General features: G+C 72.2%; 21 protein-coding genes. 8 read left to right on the top strand and 13 right to left on the bottom strand.

The genetic code is table 11. The features are described from left to right. Positions 1–14: 14 nt before the first annotated feature. From AB0368_RS00395 to AB0368_RS00385, 3 genes are all read right to left on the bottom strand, one after another. Positions 15–563: a hypothetical protein gene (locus tag AB0368_RS00395; RefSeq protein WP_366151575.1), complete on the bottom strand. Its 549-nt coding sequence runs from the start codon at positions 561–563 to the stop codon at positions 15–17. Positions 564–597: 34 nt separating this feature from the next. Further along, positions 598–1,311 (bottom strand): hypothetical protein, encoded by a 714-nt coding sequence (locus AB0368_RS00390; RefSeq protein WP_366151574.1) that lies wholly within the window; start codon positions 1,309–1,311, stop codon positions 598–600. 105 nt (positions 1,312–1,416) lie between these two features. Further along, positions 1,417–2,433 (bottom strand): CDP-alcohol phosphatidyltransferase family protein, encoded by a 1,017-nt coding sequence (locus AB0368_RS00385; RefSeq protein WP_366151573.1) that lies wholly within the window; start codon positions 2,431–2,433, stop codon positions 1,417–1,419. A gap of 429 nt (positions 2,434–2,862) precedes the next feature. Between AB0368_RS00385 and hpt the strand changes: the two genes are divergently transcribed. The 4 genes from hpt to AB0368_RS00365 are packed head-to-tail and all read left to right on the top strand — an operon-like array spanning position 2,863 to position 5,568. After that, positions 2,863–3,411 carry a hypoxanthine phosphoribosyltransferase gene (hpt, locus tag AB0368_RS00380; protein WP_366151572.1) on the top strand — a complete coding sequence of 183 codons (549 nt, stop codon included), beginning with the start codon at positions 2,863–2,865 and terminating at the stop codon, positions 3,409–3,411. Then, positions 3,408–4,112 (top strand): HAD family hydrolase, encoded by a 705-nt coding sequence (locus AB0368_RS00375; RefSeq protein ID WP_366151571.1) that lies wholly within the window; start codon positions 3,408–3,410, stop codon positions 4,110–4,112. The genes hpt and AB0368_RS00375 overlap by 4 nt, the downstream gene beginning before the upstream one ends. Then, a complete protein-coding gene (locus tag AB0368_RS00370; protein WP_366151570.1) occupies positions 4,103–4,654 on the top strand; it encodes a pyridoxamine 5'-phosphate oxidase family protein in 552 nt (183 codons plus the stop codon). The genes AB0368_RS00375 and AB0368_RS00370 overlap by 10 nt, the downstream gene beginning before the upstream one ends. 44 nt (positions 4,655–4,698) lie before the next feature. Next, positions 4,699–5,568, top strand: a complete 870-nt coding sequence (locus tag AB0368_RS00365; protein WP_366151569.1) for a PAC2 family protein — start codon at positions 4,699–4,701, stop codon at positions 5,566–5,568. Between the two features lie 34 nt (positions 5,569–5,602). Here AB0368_RS00365 and AB0368_RS00360 read toward each other — a convergent pair whose 3' ends face one another. After that, positions 5,603–5,956 carry a hypothetical protein gene (locus AB0368_RS00360; protein WP_366151568.1) on the bottom strand — a complete coding sequence of 118 codons (354 nt, stop codon included), beginning with the start codon at positions 5,954–5,956 and terminating at the stop codon, positions 5,603–5,605. A gap of 197 nt (positions 5,957–6,153) precedes the next feature. On the opposite strand from AB0368_RS00360, the gene AB0368_RS00355 reads away from it, so the two are divergent. Then, on the top strand, positions 6,154–6,945 hold the full coding sequence (locus AB0368_RS00355) for a GntR family transcriptional regulator (protein WP_366151567.1): 792 nt from the start codon (positions 6,154–6,156) through the stop codon (positions 6,943–6,945). On the opposite strand, the gene AB0368_RS00350 is transcribed toward AB0368_RS00355, so the two are convergent. After that, on the bottom strand, positions 6,932–7,429 hold the full coding sequence (locus AB0368_RS00350; protein WP_366151566.1) for a MarR family winged helix-turn-helix transcriptional regulator: 498 nt from the start codon (positions 7,427–7,429) through the stop codon (positions 6,932–6,934). The genes AB0368_RS00355 and AB0368_RS00350 overlap by 14 nt on opposite strands. 120 nt (positions 7,430–7,549) lie before the next feature. Here AB0368_RS00350 and AB0368_RS00345 point away from each other — a divergent pair, with 120 nt between their 5' ends. After that, positions 7,550–8,617 (top strand): alkene reductase, encoded by a 1,068-nt coding sequence (locus AB0368_RS00345; protein WP_366151565.1) that lies wholly within the window; start codon positions 7,550–7,552, stop codon positions 8,615–8,617. 161 nt (positions 8,618–8,778) lie between these two features. On the opposite strand, the gene AB0368_RS00340 is transcribed toward AB0368_RS00345, so the two are convergent. The 6 genes from AB0368_RS00340 to AB0368_RS00315 all read right to left on the bottom strand — a co-directional run bounded on the left by AB0368_RS00340 (position 8,779) and on the right by AB0368_RS00315 (position 13,993). After that, positions 8,779–9,210, bottom strand: a complete 432-nt coding sequence (locus tag AB0368_RS00340) for a HEAT repeat domain-containing protein (RefSeq protein ID WP_366151564.1) — start codon at positions 9,208–9,210, stop codon at positions 8,779–8,781. Positions 9,211–9,425: 215 nt separating this feature from the next. Next, positions 9,426–10,664, bottom strand: coding sequence for a cysteine--1-D-myo-inosityl 2-amino-2-deoxy-alpha-D-glucopyranoside ligase (gene mshC, locus AB0368_RS00335; RefSeq protein ID WP_366151563.1), 1,239 nt, complete (start codon positions 10,662–10,664; stop codon positions 9,426–9,428). A gap of 54 nt (positions 10,665–10,718) precedes the next feature. Then, positions 10,719–11,513, bottom strand: a complete 795-nt coding sequence (locus AB0368_RS00330) for an SCO1664 family protein (RefSeq protein ID WP_366152364.1) — start codon at positions 11,511–11,513, stop codon at positions 10,719–10,721. Between the two features lie 17 nt (positions 11,514–11,530). Beyond that, positions 11,531–12,127, bottom strand: a complete 597-nt coding sequence (locus AB0368_RS00325; protein ID WP_366151562.1) for a DUF3090 domain-containing protein — start codon at positions 12,125–12,127, stop codon at positions 11,531–11,533. Between the two features lie 109 nt (positions 12,128–12,236). Next, a complete protein-coding gene (locus tag AB0368_RS00320) occupies positions 12,237–12,938 on the bottom strand; it encodes a histidine phosphatase family protein (protein ID WP_366151561.1) in 702 nt (233 codons plus the stop codon). Positions 12,939–12,940: 2 nt separating this feature from the next. Beyond that, positions 12,941–13,993 carry an LLM class F420-dependent oxidoreductase gene (locus tag AB0368_RS00315; RefSeq protein WP_366151560.1) on the bottom strand — a complete coding sequence of 351 codons (1,053 nt, stop codon included), beginning with the start codon at positions 13,991–13,993 and terminating at the stop codon, positions 12,941–12,943. A gap of 167 nt (positions 13,994–14,160) precedes the next feature. On the opposite strand from AB0368_RS00315, the gene AB0368_RS00310 reads away from it, so the two are divergent. Further along, a complete protein-coding gene (locus AB0368_RS00310; protein WP_366151559.1) occupies positions 14,161–15,177 on the top strand; it encodes an aldo/keto reductase in 1,017 nt (338 codons plus the stop codon). A 5-nt stretch (positions 15,178–15,182) separates the two neighbouring features. Next, complete coding sequence (locus AB0368_RS00305; protein WP_366151558.1) at positions 15,183–15,374, top strand: DUF5703 family protein; 192 nt, start codon at positions 15,183–15,185, stop codon at positions 15,372–15,374. A gap of 207 nt (positions 15,375–15,581) precedes the next feature. Here the strand turns inward: AB0368_RS00305 and AB0368_RS00300 are convergent, their stop codons facing one another. Together AB0368_RS00300 and AB0368_RS00295 are read right to left on the bottom strand one after the other, a co-directional pair. Further along, positions 15,582–16,256 (bottom strand): hypothetical protein, encoded by a 675-nt coding sequence (locus tag AB0368_RS00300; RefSeq protein WP_366151557.1) that lies wholly within the window; start codon positions 16,254–16,256, stop codon positions 15,582–15,584. Between the two features lie 19 nt (positions 16,257–16,275). Continuing rightward, positions 16,276–17,592, bottom strand: a complete 1,317-nt coding sequence (locus AB0368_RS00295; RefSeq protein WP_366151556.1) for a M20/M25/M40 family metallo-hydrolase — start codon at positions 17,590–17,592, stop codon at positions 16,276–16,278. Positions 17,593–17,605 lie beyond the last annotated feature (13 nt).

Below are 17,605 nucleotides of genomic sequence, written 5' to 3'. Positions count from 1 at the left end.
CGCGCGAGGCGAGGTCAGACGCGGGTGGGGATGCGGCGGTGCAGCTCGGCGAGGAGGACGTCCGGGCCCGGCGACATGAGGCCCACGTCCACCACGAACGCCGGCCCCGAGTCGCGGCGCAGGACTCGTGGGCGCCGGCCCCGACCTGGCAGTTCGGTGACCGCGTTCATCGCCGTGGGGGTGATCACCAGCTCGGTGAACGGCCCCCAGCGGCGCAGCCCCACCGAGGCGACTGCCGGCCAGGGTACGTGGACGCCGCGCCGGCCGGTGGCGCCGAATTCCAGGCCCTGCATCGAGCTTTTGAGCCAGCCGAAGCGGTTCCAGGCGACGAGCACGATCACGGCCGCGGCGATCACCGGGCCGATGAGCAGCGCCTCCAGCACCGTCACCAGGCCGGCTGCGGTGGGGCGGACGCCGCCCAGCGCGTACGCGCCGAGCAGCACGAGCAGGGTGCAGACCAGCGCGCCGAGCGCGATCACCCACAGCATCGTCACGAACACCATGGCCCGCGGCTGGAAGAAGGTGGTCGCGTCCTCGCCGACCTCCAGCGGATGATCCTCCACGATTCCGATTATGCGGACATAGCGGGCCCAGGTCTCAGGGTTGCGGGGAGCCGCCCCTCGGCGTACGGCCGGTGAGGAGGTCCGCCACCCGGTAGAGGGACCCGAGCAGGTGCGGGATCGTCGCCGGATCCTTCAGCCGGCCCGGCGTGCAGGTCATCAGGTCCGTGCCCTGCAGCGTCCAGGCCGGCACGGCGCCGTCGACGTGGGCGGCGAGCAGGGCCGGGCTCAACGGGTACGGGGAACCGGCCGGCTCCCCCACCACCCGGAAGTCCTTGTCGAACCGCTCGTGACCCAGCGTCGCCCCGGAGCCGAACAGCGCCCGCCCCCACTTCGACAGGGTGCCGCGCGGCTGTACGCCCAGGTACGGCGAGGGCCGGTCGAGGTGGACGACGAGCACCGTGAAGTGGTGGGTGGTGGACCGCGTGCCGTGGGTGGTGCCGCCCTGGCCGTCGGGGGTGCTGGTCGTGCTCGTCTCGGTGTACGAGTAATCGGCGACACTCGCGTGGCGCCCCCACAACGGGCCGGTCAGGGCCAGCGTGACGCCCCGGCGGTTGCGTCCTGGCAGCCGCGAGCTCCAGTCCACGTCGGGCCGGGTCACGATGATCCAGCCGTTGGCGGCCGCCCAGGCCTGCAACGCCTCACGGCGCTCGCGCTCGCGCCGGCGGCCGAGAACGACGGCGAGCACCCCGAGCGCGACGGGTACGGCCACGCAGACGAGCAGCCCACCGGCGACCACCACTGCGTCCATGGCGGGTCAGCTTGCCACGCCACCGCCGCCTCCGGCAGGGGCCGCACGCCCCGGCGCACCGCGAGAGACCAGGGGCCAAGAACCCCCCGGGGGCGCGACGAGGGGTCAGGGGCGGGCGGACGCTGTCGGCGCGACCACGGTGTCGGTGCCGAGCTGATCGGCCTCGACCACCTGCTCGACCGGCTCCACACCCGCCGCGGCGGCCACCGCCTCGGCCTGCGCCTCCGAGGTCACGCCCATCTTCGCCATCTGGCGGGTGTAGCTGCGGGTCGCCGTCCAGAGCTTGTAGATCAGCAGCAGTTCGAACGCCGTGAGCAGCGCACCCGACGCGAGGGTGACCGGGATGATCTGCGCGGTCAGCGGGCCGACGATGAAGACGAACATCTGGAACTCGATGCCGCTGAACAGGTGCGCGCGGATCCGCTGGCGGACCAGCATGTTGCGGATGCGGACGAAGGTGCTGAACTTCGTGCGGAAGTCGCCGTACACGTCGACCACGGGCCGCTCGGCGCCCGTACCGTCGGTGGCCGATCCGGTGGCGACCGCCGTGCCGACCGGGTGTTCCGCATCGGTCTCCTCGACGAACATGGGGCGGGCCGCGCCCTCGCCCTGGGCCGCCTCCAGGCGGCGGCGCATGTCGCTCTTGACCTTGCCCATCTGCAGGGCGTTCAGGTAGCGGAAGCCGTCGAGGAAGATGACCAGGCCGGCCATCCACAGGAAGTGGACGTTGCCGGTCTGCACGTACTGGCCGTACATGAGGGCGACCGCGCAGGTGACGACGCGCAGGCGGTCGAAGACGTAGTCGAGCCAGGAGCCGAAGAGCGAGCCGGTCCCCTTGAGCCGGGCGATCTTGCCGTCCATGCAGTCGAGCACAAAGCTGAAGTGGAATGCGATCGCGCCGGCGACCAGCCACTTGTAGTCACCCTGGGCGAAGCAGAAGGCCGTGACGAGGCCGAGCAGGAAGGCGCCCATCGTCAGCAGGTTGGGTGTGATCCACCGGACCGGCGCGACGAGCCAGACGAGCCTCGATGCCAGCGGGTCGACGAGCCACACGGTCCACCACGCGTCGCGATCCTTGTACGTACGGGTGCGGATCTCGTCGAGCGTGAACCGTCGTGCCATGCCACAACTCCACCGTCGTGATGAATACATGAATAGTGAGACGCGCGGACATTACAGGAGACCGTTTCGCAGCATAAAGGCCCGGCCCGAGATCTGGACAAACGGCGAAATCTTCCGCCCTCCGGTCAGGAGGGTCATGAACAGCGGGATAATGCCTCGTGTCCGCCGGCTCCCCTCCCCACCAGCGGATCCCCGGCGCGCGAGCCGGTCCCGCCACGGCGATCGGTAAGGGGCAGGGCTTCGTCACCCGCAGTAAGCACCACCGTTGCGACCGCCGCCTGCGGACCCGGTGATGTAGATCACCGGCAGATCCCCAACGGCTGGTCCCGGCCGGCTCGTCAGCCGAGCGGGCGACGACCGTGTTGGCCGCGGCGGCCCCGCGTGTCAGGATTCCGGGCAGAATCGGCCGGCCGACCTCCGGGGGGACGAGTGGACGCCGAGCATGTGGCGGGCGATCTGGCATCGGTGCTGCTGAGCGAGGACGAGATCCTCACCCGGGTCGGTGAACTGGCCCGCGCCATCGGCAAGGACTACGCGGGACGCGAGCTCGTGTTCGTCGGCGTCCTCGGCGGCGCGGCGACGTTCACCGTGGACCTCGCCCGCGCCCTGGAGACCCAGGTCGAGATCGGCTGGATGGCCATGCGCTCCTACACGACGAGCAAGCGCGCTTCGGGCTCCGTACGCCTGCTCAAAGATCTTGATCTGGAGATCGCGGGACGCGACGTCGTCATCACCGAGACGGTGATCGACACCGGGCTGACGATGTCCTGGCTCATCGCCAACCTGCGGCAGCGGCGGCCTGCCTCCATCTCGGTCTGCGCGCTCATGCGCAAGCCGCACAGTCCCGCGTTCGATGTGCCGACGTACGTCGGGTTCGACGTGGAGCCCGGGCTGATCGTGGGCTACGGCCTCGACTACCGCGGCCACTACCGCAACCTGCGCTGCGCCGCCGTCCTCGCCCCGCACGCCGTCCGGTGAAGGCCGTCGTCCTCGACTTCTTCGGCACCCTCACCGATCCGTCCCTGGAGTCCGGGCGCCGGGCCTCCTTCTCCGCCACCGCCGCCGCGCTCGGCGTGCCCGCCGATGCCTTCTGGACGGCGATGTCCGGCTCCTTCCCCGAGCGTGTCTGCGGGCTCCTCGGCGACACCCGCGCCACGCTCGAGGCGGTCGCCCGGCGGTGCGGCGCCGCGCCGTCCGACGCCGCCCTCACCGCCGCCGTCGCCGCCCACCTGCGGGGAGCCGCCGGGATGCGGGGGCCCCGGCCGGAAGCGCTGACCACCCTGCGGACGCTGCGCGCGGCGGGCTTCCGGCTGGGCCTCATCAGCGACTGCAGCAGCGAACTGGTCGAAAGCTGGCCGTCCACCCCGTACGCGAAGCTTCTCGACGCCGCCGTGTTCTCCTGGCAGGAGGGTTACCGCAAGCCGGACCGTCGCCTGTACGAGACGGTGGCCCGGCGCCTGGGCGTCCGGCCGGCCGACTGCTGGTTCGTCGGCGACGGCGGCAGCCGCGAGCACTGGGGTGCGGCCCGCGCCGGGATGCGGCCGGTGCTGGTCACCAACGCCGGCTACGCCGGGGCCGCGGCGCTGCGCGACGACCCCGACAGCTTCCGCCCGGCCGCGACGGTCGACGATCTGTCCGGCCTGCCCGCCCTGGTGTGTCACGATCACGCATGCCCATGACCAACCCCTGGCTGGCCGGTCCCTCGCCCAGCCGCCGCCTGCCGCAGGACCGCCTCGAGGAACGCATCCTCAATCTGCTCTCCTCGCAGAACATGTGCGTCCTCGCGACGACCGGCCCGGACGGCCCGCTGGCCACCCCCGTCCGCTACTTCCACCTCGGCTTCACGCTGCTCGTCACGGCGGCCGCCGGGTCGCCGAAGCTGCGCAACATCGCCGCCGACCCCCGCGTCTCGATCGGCGTCTTCGCGCCGCTGGTAGGCCAGGCGAGCAGCCGCGGCGCCCAGGTGTTCGGCGAGGCCCGCGTGCTGTCGCCCGAGGATCCGGAGTTCGCCGCTCACTGGCCGGCGGTCCGCTGGCAGTCCGATCACGTGGAACGCTCACGGTCACTGGACGACCCGCCGCTGGGCCCGCTGGTGGTGGTGCCGGCGACGCGCATCGTCTACACCGAGCACTGGCTGCGCCGCGACGGCTACGCGCCCCGCCAGTTCTGGCGGCCCGGCCCCGCGGGCACGCCCGGGGCGCCGCCGGGTGGGATTCCGTGACGCCACGTAGGCTCTGAGGCACTGAGGTACGAAAGGTTGGCATCGTGACAGAGTTCGACGGCCTTCCCCTGCTGCGCTCCCCCGTGGCGATCGCCGCCTTCGAAGGGTGGAACGACGCCGCCGACGCGTCGACGGCCGCGGTGGAGCACCTGGAGCAGGTGTGGCAGGCCCGGGAGATCACCACCATCGACCCGGAGGAGTTCTACGACTTCCAGGTCAGCAGGCCGACCATCACCATGGCCGAGGGCGAGGCCCGCAAGATCGAGTGGCCGACCACCCGGTTCAGCGTGGCCAGCCCGCCCGGTACGGAACGCGACGTCGTGCTGATCCGCGGCATCGAGCCAAGCATGAAGTGGCGCACCTTCTGCGAGCAGATCCTCGAGGTCTGCCACAGCCTGGAGGTCGACCGGATCGTGCTGCTCGGCGCGCTGCTCGCGGACGTCCCGTACACCCGCCCGCTGCCGATCAGCGGCACCGCGTCGCAGAAGGACGTCGCCGACAAGTACAAGGTCGTGCCGACCCGCTACGACGGCCCCACGGGCATCGTGGGAGTGCTTCAGGAGGCGGCCGGACGCGCTGAGCTCGACGCCCTGTCCTTCTGGGTGCACGTTCCCCACTACGCGAACAACCCGCCGTGTCCCAAGGCGACGCTGGCGCTTCTCAGCCGGCTCGAGGACGTCCTCGACCTGCCGGTGCCGCTGGCCGACCTCGCCGAGGAAGCCGACGAGTGGGAGAAGCGGGTCCGGGCCGCCGCCGAGCAGGACGCCGAGCTCGGCGAGTACGTCCGCGAGCTCGAGGAGCGGGTCGGCGACGAGGGCATCAAGCCGCTGACGGGCGACGAGATCGCCAGCGAGTTCGAGAAGTACCTGCGGCGCCGGGGCGGCTCGGCCGGCCCGACCGCCGGTTCCTGGTAGGCGCGGATCAGGGGGTGTCCCGCGGAGGCACCCCCTAGTGCCAGAAGGTCGCCACCGCCGCGTTGACCAGCGTCAGGGCGATGATGCCGATGAAGTGGCCGCGGTTGACGTCCGTCCGCTTGCGCCGCCACGGGATGAACACCATCACGAAGATCAGGATGGCGATCACCAGCTTCACCGCCAGCTTGACCGGGCTGGGCTCGTCGTCGCCGCCGCCTCGCAGCGGCGCGGACAGCGCCAGGCCGGTCAGGACCTGGATGATCGAGCCCCACAGCATGGCCGGATTGATCCGGAGCTTGCCCGAGACGAACTGGGCGACAGCGCCGCCGAGCAGCAGCGCGAAGCCGATGAGGTGCGCGTAGCGCAGGATCAATCGCAGAGCCTCCATGGCGGGACAGCCTAGTGGGGGCCGCGTCGCCCGATGACGAGCAGGTGCCCAGTGGCGGAGGATGCCGCGCGTCGCCCGCCTCCGCGGTCACGCCACGCCGTCCGTCCTGTCTCCCCGCGTGTCGCTGCCGCCCGGCGCACACCCCCTACGGCATCCTAGGAACCTAGGGTCTAGAGGTCCGCTCTGGAGGTCGCAGCATGACGATCAATCCCGGCGCCGCCGAGTTCCCGCATCGGCAGATCGCCACCCAGCTCAAGGAGCGCATCCGGCGCGGCGACTGGCAGCCGGGCGAACGGCTGCCCTCGATCCCGGCGATGGCGGAGATGTTCGGCGTCGCCAAGCAGACCGTCCAGCGCACGGTCGACCAGCTTCGCGTCGAGGGCATCCTGATCACCAAGCCGGGCTCGGGCACGTACGTGCGCGGCACCCGTCGCCGGCTCAACCGGCTCTCCCGCGGCCGCTACGGCGTGCACCGCGGCTACCACGCCGATCTCGCCGCCCGCTACCGCCAGCAGCTCACCGGGGTGGGCCGGGAGCCCGCGCCGGCCGAGGTCGCGGACGCGTTCGGGGTCCGCGACGGCACCGAGATGCTGGTCCGGCGGCACCTCGTCCGCGCCGACGACGCCACCGTCGAGGTCGGCGCCTCCTGGTTCCGGGTGACCGACGCGACGGGCACCTCGCTGGAGCGCGCCGAGGCGTACGGGCGCCCCCTCTACCAGGAGGCGGAGGAGGCGATCGGACGGCGCTACGCGTCGGCGACCGACACCATCAGCGCCCGGCAGCCCAGCCGCGAGGAGGCGGAGATCCTCCAGATCCGCCCGGACACGCCGGTGCTGCACCTGCTGCACGTGGCGTTCGACGAGACGCGCAAGCCGATCGAGGTGGCGCAGGCGACCTGGCCCGGCCCGATGACGACGCTGACGGAGGAGTACCGCATCCCCGCGCCGGCTCCCGACCCGGACCCGGACCCCGGCCTCACCCTCGCGTGACGCCGCGCTTGCCGGCGGGCATGCCGCAGCGCGAGCCCTCCTCGGTGGCGAGCACGTTCTCCTCCAGCGTGCGCAGGCTGGACAGGGCCGTCTCGCGCTGCTCCTCGGTCATGTCCCCGACCGTCAGCTCCTCGAGCTGGGCCCAGATCCGCTCGACGCAGGTCCGCAGTTCGTCACCGGCCGGCGTGGACGCCACCAGCGAGGCGCGGCGGTCGGCGGGGTCGGGCAGCCTGCGGACGTAGCCGGCGGCCTCCAGCCGCTGCACGATGCGCGTCGTGCTCGCCGAGTCGGTGCCGAGCTCCGCGGCGAGGTCGGTCTGGCGTTGCGGCCCCGACTCCCAGAGACGCATGAGCAGCAGCTCCTGGCTGGGATGCAGGCCGACACCGCGCAGCAGCCGGCCGGCGAGCAGCTGGTGGATGCGGGCCAGCCGGAAGATCGCGTGGCTGAGCGGCCCGCTCGCGGCCGCGCCCGGCGCAGTCGTCATGGCAGCCAGCGTAGCGCCGGCCGGGTGACCGTGATCACTGAGCGGCTCCGGAAGAAAACCGGCCCGGAAGAGATTGCCTGTCCTGAACAGCGAAATCGCTGCCCAGGACAGGAGTTAGTCATGACGACCGCCTTCGACGGCATCCGGCTCGGCCGCTACACCACCCGCAACCGCGTGGTCATGGCACCCATGACCCGGAGCCGGGCGTACGGGCCCGACGGGACGCCCACCGAGCTCATGGCGCGCTACTACGGGCAGCGGGCCGCCGCCGGCCTGATCGTGACCGAGGGCACCCAGCCGTCCGCCGTGGGCCAGGGCTACGTCAACACGCCCGGCCTGCACACGGCCCCGCAGATCGAGGCCTGGAAGCCGGTGACCGCCGCGGTGCACGAGCGCGGCGGCCTGATCTTCGCCCAGCTCATGCACAGCGGCCGGATCGGGCACCCCAGCCTGCACGGCGCCACGCCGGTCGGTGCCTCCGCGGTCGCCGCCGCCGGCCAGGTGCACACCGCCGAGGGCCTCCAGGACCTCGTCACCCCCGAGCCGCTCGACGAGGACGCCATCCGGGAGACCATCGCGGACTTCGCCGACGCCGCGCGCAACGCGATCGAGGCCGGCTTCGACGGCGTCGAGCTGCACGGCGCCAACGGCTACCTGCTGCACCAGTTCCTGTCGACCAACGCCAACGTGCGTACGGACGGGTGGGGCGGGACCGTCGAGGGCCGCATCCGGCTGACCGTCGAGGTGGCGAGGGCCGTCGCCGCCGCGATCGGCGCGGACCGGGTCGGACTGCGGATCTCGCCGTCCAACCCGTTCAACGACATCGCCGAGGACGGGCACCGGGAGACGTACCTCGCGCTGATCGCCGAGCTGAACCCGCTCGGGCTCGCGTACCTGCACGTCGCCGAGGGACCCGACACCGAGTTCACCCCGCAGCTGCGGGAGCGGTGGCAGGGGCCGGTGATCCTCAACCCGTACACGCCGGGTGCCTGGACCGGCCCGGAGGCGCTCAAGCTCGTCGAGACCGGCGAGGCGGACCTGGTCTCGTACGGCGCCCTGTTCCTGTCCAACCCCGACCTGCCGGAGCGGCTGGCCGCGGGCGGCCCGTTCAACCAGCCCGACTACACCAAGGCGTTCGGCGGCGACCACACCGGCTACACCGACTATCCGGCGCTGACCACCGCCTGATCCACGGCCGTCCGGTGGCCGCCCGCGCCACCGGACGCAGGTTCCGGTCGCGGTCGCGGTCGCGGTCGCGGTCGCATGAACGCCGCGCCACCTCGGAGCAGCGGGCCGGCCCGGCCCCGCCGAAAGGGCGGCATCGAGATCGGGCTCCAAAAGGGGCGCGGTCAGCCGGTGAGCAGGCGTAGAGCGCGGGCCGCGGCGGCGCGGACCCGTTCGTTCTCGTCGGTGAGCAGGGCGGCCAGCGACTCCTGGGCGACCGTCAGCCGGTGCCGGGCGGTGACTTTGGCCGCCATCTCCCGTACCCGCCAATGTTCGTCGCCGAGGGCGACCAGGATCGCAGCCGTCGCCGACGCGTCCCAGGGTGCCCACATGAGACCGCGGGCGCCCCACACCCGCAGCCAATAGCGCTGCTCCGGCGGCGCGTCCAGGAATTGCGGCGCCCGCGGGCCGGCGAGGGCCGCGATCAGCGCAGGGTCGGCCTCGCCGCCGTGCAGCAACGTCACGCAGGCGGCGACGACCGTGCCGATGCCGTGGTCGTGGCAGGCCGCCTCCACGCTCTGCCGGGGCGTCACTCCCCAGAGCCGGCGGCCGCCCATCAGCCGAGGGTCGCGCGGCCGCGGGCGGTCGCGGCCGGTGAACGCGAGGAGCCCCGCGACCGGAGTGCCGCCGGAAGACCGAAGACGGTCCCGGCGCTGGGCGAATGGGCGTCCATCTCCGCACTATAGGCGGACGTCCCCCGACCCGCGGCCTGCGCGGGACCCGGAGCGACAGGCGGACCTCGCTCGACTCGCGACCTGCGCGGGGCCGGGAGCTACAGGCGGATGCCGAGGAGCGCGTCCACCGTCCGGGCCATGAGCTCGGGAGCCCCCGCGTCGTCCCCCGCGCCGGACAGCGTGGCGTCCGCCCACGCGTCCACCAGCGCCAGCGCGGCCGGCGTGTCCAGGTCCTGGTGCAATGCCTCCCGGACCGCCGCCAGCAGCCCCTCCCCCGACGGGCCGGAGGCCGCCGCGGCGGCCGAGCGCCAGCGGGACAGCCGCGCCTGGCCCGTCTTGAGCACGTCGTCCGTCCACTGGCGGTCGGTGCGGTAGTGGTCGGCCATCAGGCCCAGGCGCACCGCCATGGGGTCCACCCCGTCGCCGCGCAGGCGGGACACGAAGACAAGGTTGCCCTTCGACTTCGACATCTTCTCGCCGTGGAGGCCGATCATGCCGGCGTGCACGTAGTGGGAGGCGAACGGGGCCTCGCCGGTGAGGCGCTCGGCGTGGGCCGCGGAGCACTCGTGGTGCGGGTAGAGCAGGTCGTTGCCGCCGCCCTGGACGTCGATGGTGGTGCCCAGCAGGCCGAGGGCGATGGTGGCGCACTCGATGTGCCAGCCCGGGCGGCCGGGGCCCAGGTCGCCGCCGTCCCAGGCCGGCTCGCCGTCGCGGGCGCCGCGCCAGAGGAGCGGGTCCAGGGGGTCGCGCTTGCCGGCCCGGTCGGGGTCGCCGCCGCGCTCCGCGGACAGCTTCAGCATCTCGTCGCGGGAAAGGTGCGACTCGTAGCCGAAGGACGGTGCCTCGCCGACGGAGAAGTAGACGTCGCCGGTGCCGTCCTCCAGCGGGTAGGCGGAGCCGTCGGCGATCAGCTCGCGCACGTGCTGCGCGATGGCGGGGATGGACTCCACGGCGCCGACGTAGTGCGTCGGCGGGATCATCCGCAGCGCCTCCATGTCCTCGCGGAACAGGGCGGTCTCGCGCATCGCCAGGACGATCCAGTCCTCGCCGTCGCGGGCCGCGCGCTCGAGCAGCGGGTCGTCGATGTCCGTCACGTTCTGCACGTAGCGCACGTCGAGGCCGGCGTCGCGCCAGGCGCGCTGGACCAGGTCGAAGGTGATCATGGTGGCGGCGTGGCCCAGGTGGGTCGCGTCGTAAGGCGTGATGCCGCAGACGTACATCGTCGCGGTGGGCCCGGGTGAGGTGGGGACGATCTCGCGGCGGGCCGAGTCGAACAGGGCCGGCGGGGCGGCTTCTCCCGGCAGGGTCGGCACGTCGTGCCCGGTCCATGCGTCCATGGTCACGAGCCTATCGAGCCCCACCGACAGTTTCGGCGCGGCGTGAGTAAAGACTCAGACCGGCGGCCACGGTACGGCCGGCCAGTCCCGCGGCGGCTTCGGGAAGCGGCCCCCACGCAGCAGGCGGCGCACCCGCAGCTGGGCATGCTGCACCTCGGACACGGTCAGGTGCTCCTCGAGCCGCTCCCTCAGCGCGCCGCCGAGCTCCGCGTCCAGGCGGGTGAGCACCTCGACCGACTCCGGCGGGAGGGGCCGTCCCGTCCAGCCCCACAGCACCGTGCGGAGCTTGTTCTCGACGTGGAAGGAGACGCCGTGGTCGACCCCGAGGATGCGGCCGCCGGGGGCGTACAGGACGTGGCCGCCCTTGCGGTCGGCGTTGTTGATGACCGCGTCCAGGACGGCGAGGTGGGACAGCCGCGGGTCGTCGGCGTGGGCCAGCGCGTACGCGTCGCCGTCCTCGTCGCGGGCGGAGGCCACCGGCAGCCACCCCGCGGGTACGTCATAAGCCGGGACGAAACCGATGAGCGAATCGGCGTCCTCCGGTTCGTCGATCCACAGCTGGCAGGCGCCGGGGCCGAGCGGGCCGTCCCGCAGGATCGTCGGCGGCACCAGCCCCCAGCCGGTGGCCTGCGAGACCAGGAACGCCGAGACCTCGCGGCCGGCCAGGGTGCCGTCCGGGAAGTCCCACAGCGGGCGCTCGCCCTGCACCGGCTTGTAGACGCAGCGGGCGGTCAGGCCGTCGAGGCTGATCTCGGCACGCAGCGTCGTGTTCGAGGCGTCGACGAGGCGGCCCTCCACCTCCATCGTCCCGCGGCTGAGCAGCTCGAGCGCTTCGTCCTCGGCGAGCACGGAGGCCGGCTCCGTCGTCACCGGTGGTAGCCGTTGTGCCGCGGACAGAGGTGGCCGGCCGGGTCGAGCGGCTGGCCGCAGAGCGGGCACGGCGGGCGGCCGGCGGCGACCACGCGCCGGGCGCGGTCGATGAAGGCGCGGGTCGCCTCGGGGGTGAGCCGGACCCGCAGCCGGTCGAGGTCGTCGTCGGGCTCGTCGTCGTCCTCGTCGTCGTCACTTGCGCCCTCGTCGTCCTCGTCGCCGCCGAGCTCGGCCTCGGCGTCGCCCTCGCCGGCCTCGATCGCCTCGATGACGACCGTGGTGGTGTCGACGTCGAAGGCCAGGCCGAGCGTGCCGACGCGGAACTCCTCGTCGACCGGGGTGTCGAGGGGCTCGTTGTCGCTGACGGTGATCGGGCCGGTCTCCGGCAGCTCGACGCCGAACCGCCGGGTGGCCTCGGTGAGCAGCTCCTCGAGCTTCTCCGCGAGCAGCGACACCTGGACCTTCTCCAGCGCCACGCTGACCACCCGGCCGCCGCCGCGGGCCTGGAGGAAGAACGTCCGGTCGCCCGGCTCTCCCACCGTCCCGGCGACGAACCGCTCCGGCGGCTCGAAGGCATGCACCTGGTGGGTCATGACAACGACCCTATCCGCCCGCGCGCGCGAGCGCGCAGCGCACCGGGCCGGTTCGCCGAGGGCGCAACGCGAGCACACACAGCGGTAACAGGCCGGTCACGGGACGTGCTCAGACCCCCGCGCCGGCCCCTCCGCCCACGGCGGCGTCGGACTGGGAGGCCGGTTCCGCGGCGTCCCCGTCGGTCTTCTTCGGGGGTACGAGCACGCCCAGGTCGGCGGTGTCGTTGAGCCGTACGAGGAACGGCCGCGTCGGCGTGTAGCGGATCGCGGTGATCGAGGCCGGGTCGGCGACGATGCGCTGGAACTCGTCCAGATGCAGCCCCAGCGCGTCGGCGACGATGGCCTTGATCACATCGCCGTGGCTGCACGCCAGCCACAGCGCGTCGGCGCCGTGCTCGGCGTTCACCTTGGCGTCCCAGCGGCGTACGGTGGCCACCGCCCGGGCCGACATGGCCGCCATGGCCTCGCCGTTGGGGAAGACCACGGCACTCGGGTGCTGCTGCACGACCGGCCAGAGCGATTCCTCGGCCAGCTCTTTGAGGGGCCGGCCCTCCCAGTCGCCGTACCCGCACTCGATGAGCCCCTCGTCGACCGCGGGGATCACGTCGGGAAGGGCCAGCTCCACGGTCTGCCGGCAGCGCGCCAGCGGGCTGGTCACGACGGCCGACAGCGGCAGCGCCCGCAGCCGCTCGCCGACCCGCCCGGCCTGGGCGCGGCCGGTGTCGTCGAGCTCGACCGGCAGGCGTCCGGCCAGCCCTCCGGTGGCGTTGGCGGTGGTGCGCCCGTGGCGCAGCAGCAGGACGGTAGCCACGGCTACTCGGCCACGCCGGAGGCCTCGTATGCCTCCGCGAGCGTCCGCAGCTGGTCGATGCCGCTCTCCCGGTCGGCGACGAAGAGGCTGACAGACAGCGTGGTGACGCCCGCGGCCGCGTACTCCCGGATCCGCTCCACGATCCGCTCCTTGGGGCCGATCATGGACGTCCGCTCGATGAACTCCTGCGGCACGGCCGCGGCGGCGTCGCGCTGGCGGCCGCTCAGGTAGAGGTCCTGGCACTCTTTCGCCTCGTCCGCGTAACCCATCCGGACGGCGAGCTGGTTGTAGAAGTTCTGCTCGCGGCTGCCCATGCCGCCGACGTAGAGCGCCGCGTACCAGCGGATCACGTCGGCGCAGGCCGCCACGTCGTCGCCGATCATGACGGGCACGCTCGGGCAGACGTCGAAGCCGTCGAGCCCGGCGCCGGCCTTCTCCCGCCCGCGCCGGATGTGCTGCAGGTTCTCCTCCGCGGCGTCGGGGGCGAAGAAGATCGCCAGCCAGCCGTCGGAGATCTCGCCGGCCAGCTCCAGGTTCTTCGGTCCCACGGCCGCGAGATAGATGGGTACGGCCGGACGCGGCGGATGGAAGCCGAGGCGCAGCGCCTTCCCGGGCCCGTCGGGCAGCGGGAGCGTGTAGTGCTCGCCGTCGTACGCCACGGGCTTGCGCGCGATCGCCAGTTTGACGATGTCGACGTACTCGCGGGTGCGGGCCAACGGCTTGGCGAACCGTACGCCGTGCCAGCCCTCGGAGACCTGCGGGCCGGAGACGCCCAGGCCGAGCCGGAACCGGCCGCCGGAGAGCGTGTCGATGGTCGCGGCGGTCATCGCGGTCATCGCCGGCGTGCGGGCCGGGATCTGCATGACCGCGGCGCCGACGTCGATGCGTTCGGTCTGTCCCGCGATCCACGCCAGCATGCTCGGCGAGTCCGAGCCGTACGCTTCCGCCGCCCACACCACCGAGTAGCCGAGCCGGTCGGCCTCCTGGGCCATGGCCAGGTGGTCGGCGGGCGTGGTCCACGCAGTCTGATAGCCGAGGCTGAGTCCGAGCCGCACGGGTCCTCCCGTTCCTGCTGCCGGAGCACCGATGCCCCGCCTTTCGCAGCCTAGGCGAACACGCTCAGTGATCTTCGCCGCCTCGGGTCGCGTACCCGCCCCTTCCATGACCGTCTTGAGCTGCTGCCGGCGTTCCGTAGCCGGTCGCGTCTGAATAAGGTTCACCCATGCAACAGCGACCGCTCGGCCGCAGCGGGCTGGCGGTCTCCCGGCTGGCCCTCGGCACCATGACCTGGGGACGGGACACCGACCCCGACGACGCGGCCGCTCAGCTCAAGCTCTATCTCGACGCCGGCGGCACGCTGATCGACACCGCCGACGTGTACGGCGACGGCGACGCCGAGACGGTCATCGGGTCGCTGCTCGATCACCTGGTCCCCCGCGACGAGGTGCTGATCGCCACGAAGGCGGGGCTGGGCCACTCGCCGTACCGCCGCCGCGACAGCTCCCGGGGCCACCTGCTGCGCACCCTCGACGCGTCGCTGCGCCGGCTCGGCACCGACTACGTGGACCTTTGGCAGCTGCACGGCTACGACCCGCACACCCCGCTGGAGGAGACGCTCACGGCGCTGGACCACGCGGTGCACACCGGCCGGGTCCGCTACGTGGGCGTGTCCAACCTCGCCGGCTGGCAGACCGCCCAGGTCGCCACCTGGCAGCGGGCGTTCCCGGGCCGCGCACCGATCGTCGCCACCCAGGTCGAGTATTCCCTGCTGGAACGCGGCATCGAACGCGAGGTCCTGCCGGCCGCGGCGGCCCTGGGCATCGGCGTGCTCCCCTGGTCCCCGCTGGGACGCGGGGTGCTGACGGGCAAGTACCGCAACGGCCGCCCGCTGGACTCGCGCGCCGCCACGGATCACCTGGCCCCGTTCGTGCGGACGTACCTGGAGCCGCGCAGCTCCAGCATCGTGGAGGCGGTCGTGACGGCGGCGTCGGGCCTGGGCGTCGAACCCCTCGAGGTGGCGCTGGCCTGGATCCGCGACCGCCCGGGCGTGGCGGCACCCATCCTGGGCGCCCGTACGGCCGGCCAGCTGCAGGGCGCACTGCTCAGCGAGCAGCTCACCCTCCCGGCCGAGATCGCCTGTGCCCTCGACGACGTCTCCGCGGTCCCGGTCGGCTATCCGGAACGCGAGGGTCTGACCGGCCCGGGGACTGGTGGCACACCCGCACCTGAAGCATATTAGGACGCATGGACTACGAATACGCGCCGCTGCGGTTGCCGTCGAATGTCGATCGTCTGACCGCCGCGGCGCAGCTCGCCATCCAAGCGGAATTCTCAGGCTGGGAACTAGCCCGAGTCCAACTCTTCCGAGACGGAACCCGCCAAGTAATGCTCCGCCGCAAAGTCGGCGGCACCCCCCAACCAGGCCTCATTCTGTAAAGCCCCGCCTCCGCCTTGCAGACCCACAAGGCACCTCGACCCCGCGGGTTGATCACCTGACAACGGCCCCAACCCCACCCTGGTCTGACCGCGACCAAAGTCGCACTGCGCCCGTCGCCCCTGGGCGCAGTGCCGCCGGAGCGAAGCGGAGGCCAGCAACTCAGCAGCCGTATGCAACCAGCGCGACCGCCGGCCCCCACTCACACCTCAGTGCTGATGCCCAGCGTGGTCATCCTCGTCTTCCTCATCGCCAAGAAACGGATGCTCGTCGAGACGACCCACCAGCTGATCATCCGGCCCCGGCGTGAACGGCCCGATCCCGTCCTCGTCGGCGAAGGCCTCCAGATCAAGCGGCTCCTTCACCTCAGAAACCGTCAACAACCCGTCAAGCGGCTCCAGCTCCGGAACGTCAAGCGACGCCAACGACCCGTCCCCCGCCTGGAGAAGCTCAAGCACCGCCTCCCCGACGGATTCCACACTCCCGGCCTCCTCGTCGTCAGGCACGGAGTTCCGCCGGGCATCGTCCGCCACCTGCAGCAAGGCAGCCACGCTGGGGACGCGGTAATCACGCCGCTGCCGCACCGAGATCACCTGCGCATAAGGGTCGGCCGCAGCGCCGTCGAGGCCCCCGACAGCGGTGCCGAAGCGGGCGTCCGCCTCGTCCGGGTCGATCGATTCGACGTCCCACGGCGTCACCTCGCCGAACGACTCGAGCAGCTGCTCGTCGTAGGCGAACGAGGTGTTGTTCAGGTTCACGTACGCCTGCCACACGTCGTCGTCGTCCACCCGGCCCTGGGCGGCCTTGACCGCCGCCAGGTGAGCCCGGGCGGCCTCCACGACCCGTTCGAGGGCGGCGTCCAGCTCCGCGTACTGGTCGGTCATGGTTCGAAAAGTCCTCTCATCAGCTCGCCTTGAGCAGTCGGTCGAGCACACGCACGCCGAACTGTAGTCCTTCGACCGGGACGCGCTCGTCGACGCCGTGGAACAACGCCGAGAAGTTGAGGTCGGCGGGCAGTTTCAGCGGCGCGAAGCCGAAGCACCGGATGCCGAGGGTGCTGAAGGCCTTGGCGTCGGTGCCGCCGGAGAGCATGTACGGCACGGCCCGCGCGCCCGGGTCCTCGGCGCGCAGCGCGGCGCCCATCGCCTCGACGAGCGCGCCGTCGAAGCCGGTCTCGAGGGCCGCCTGCTGCTGGAGGTGTTCGATCTCGATGTCCGGGCCGATCACGTCGCGCAGCTGCTCGAGGAAGAGTTCGGCCTGCCCGGGCAGGGTACGGCAGTCGATGGTCGCCGACGCCTTGCCGGGGATGACGTTGTCCTTGTAACCGGCCTCGAGCCGGGTGGGGTTGGCCGTGTTGCGCACGGTCGCGCCGATGAGGTTGGCGATCGGGCCGAGCTTGGCGATGGCGAGTTCGGGTTCGTCCGGGTCGATCTCGATGCTCAGCGCCTCGGAGACCTGTTCCAGGAACGCCCGTACGGTCGGGGTGACCACCATCGGGAACTTGTGCCGGCCCACGGCGGCCACGGCCTCGGCGAGCGCCGTCACCGCGTTGTCGTCGTGGACGAACGAGCCGTGGCCGGGGCGCCCGCGCGCGTGCAGGCGGAGCCAGTCGATGCCCTTCTCGGCGGTCTCGACGAGGTACAGCCGCAGGTCGTCGTTGATCGTGTACGAGAACCCGCCCACCTCGCCGATCGCCTCGGTGCAGCCTTCGAGCAGGTCGGCGTGCTCGCGGACGAGGAACTGCGAGCCGTACTCCATGCCCGCCTCCTCGTCGGCGGTGAAGGCGAGCACGATGTCGCGGGGCGGGACGACGCCGGTGCGCTGCCAGTCGCGGACGACGGCGAGCATCATCGCGTCGAAGTCCTTCATGTCGATCGCGCCGCGGCCCCAGAGGTAGCCGTCCTTCTCCTCGCCCGAGAACGGCGGCACCGACCACTCGCTCGCGTCCGCCGGGACGACGTCGAGGTGGCCGTGCACGAGCAGGGCTCCGCGCGACCGGTCGCGGCCCGGGATGCGGGCGACGAGGTTGGCCCGCTTCGGCGCCGACTCGTGCAGTTCGACGTCGATGCCGACCTCGGTCAGCTGCGCGGCCACGTACTCGGCGGCGACGCGCTCGCCGACCGTGGTCCGGGGATCTCCGGTGTTGCTGGTGTCGATCCGGAGCAGGTCGCGGCAGATGCCCACGACCTCGTCCTCGGCGGCGCTTCGAGCTGGTTCCATGCGCTCTTCTTAC

It is taken from the genome of Actinoplanes sp. NPDC051475, from assembly GCF_040689425.1.
Lineage (GTDB): Bacteria > Actinomycetota > Actinomycetes > Mycobacteriales > Micromonosporaceae > Actinoplanes.
Note: the sequence above shows the minus strand (reverse complement) of the source record. Positions and strands in the feature narration are given on the sequence as shown.

Excerpts from the sequence above, each read along its gene's own strand:
- AB0368_RS00390 (WP_366151574.1), bottom strand. The coding sequence starts at position 1,311 with ATGGACGCAGTGGTGGTCGCCGGTGGGCTGCTCGTCTGCGTGGCCGTA.
- AB0368_RS00385 (WP_366151573.1), bottom strand. The coding sequence starts at position 2,433 with ATGGCACGACGGTTCACGCTCGACGAGATCCGCACCCGTACGTACAAG.
- AB0368_RS00370 (WP_366151570.1), top strand. The coding sequence starts at position 4,103 with ATGCCCATGACCAACCCCTGGCTGGCCGGTCCCTCGCCCAGCCGCCGC.
- AB0368_RS00360 (WP_366151568.1), bottom strand. The coding sequence starts at position 5,956 with ATGGAGGCTCTGCGATTGATCCTGCGCTACGCGCACCTCATCGGCTTC.
- AB0368_RS00355 (WP_366151567.1), top strand. The coding sequence starts at position 6,154 with ATGACGATCAATCCCGGCGCCGCCGAGTTCCCGCATCGGCAGATCGCC.
- AB0368_RS00350 (WP_366151566.1), bottom strand. The coding sequence starts at position 7,429 with ATGACGACTGCGCCGGGCGCGGCCGCGAGCGGGCCGCTCAGCCACGCG.
- AB0368_RS00345 (WP_366151565.1), top strand. The coding sequence starts at position 7,550 with ATGACGACCGCCTTCGACGGCATCCGGCTCGGCCGCTACACCACCCGC.
- AB0368_RS00340 (WP_366151564.1), bottom strand. The coding sequence starts at position 9,210 with ATGGGCGGCCGCCGGCTCTGGGGAGTGACGCCCCGGCAGAGCGTGGAG.
- mshC (WP_366151563.1), bottom strand. The coding sequence starts at position 10,664 with ATGGACGCATGGACCGGGCACGACGTGCCGACCCTGCCGGGAGAAGCC.
- AB0368_RS00325 (WP_366151562.1), bottom strand. The coding sequence starts at position 12,127 with ATGACCCACCAGGTGCATGCCTTCGAGCCGCCGGAGCGGTTCGTCGCC.
- AB0368_RS00310 (WP_366151559.1), top strand. The coding sequence starts at position 14,161 with ATGCAACAGCGACCGCTCGGCCGCAGCGGGCTGGCGGTCTCCCGGCTG.
- AB0368_RS00305 (WP_366151558.1), top strand. The coding sequence starts at position 15,183 with ATGGACTACGAATACGCGCCGCTGCGGTTGCCGTCGAATGTCGATCGT.
- AB0368_RS00300 (WP_366151557.1), bottom strand. The coding sequence starts at position 16,256 with ATGACCGACCAGTACGCGGAGCTGGACGCCGCCCTCGAACGGGTCGTG.
- AB0368_RS00295 (WP_366151556.1), bottom strand. The coding sequence starts at position 17,592 with ATGGAACCAGCTCGAAGCGCCGCCGAGGACGAGGTCGTGGGCATCTGC.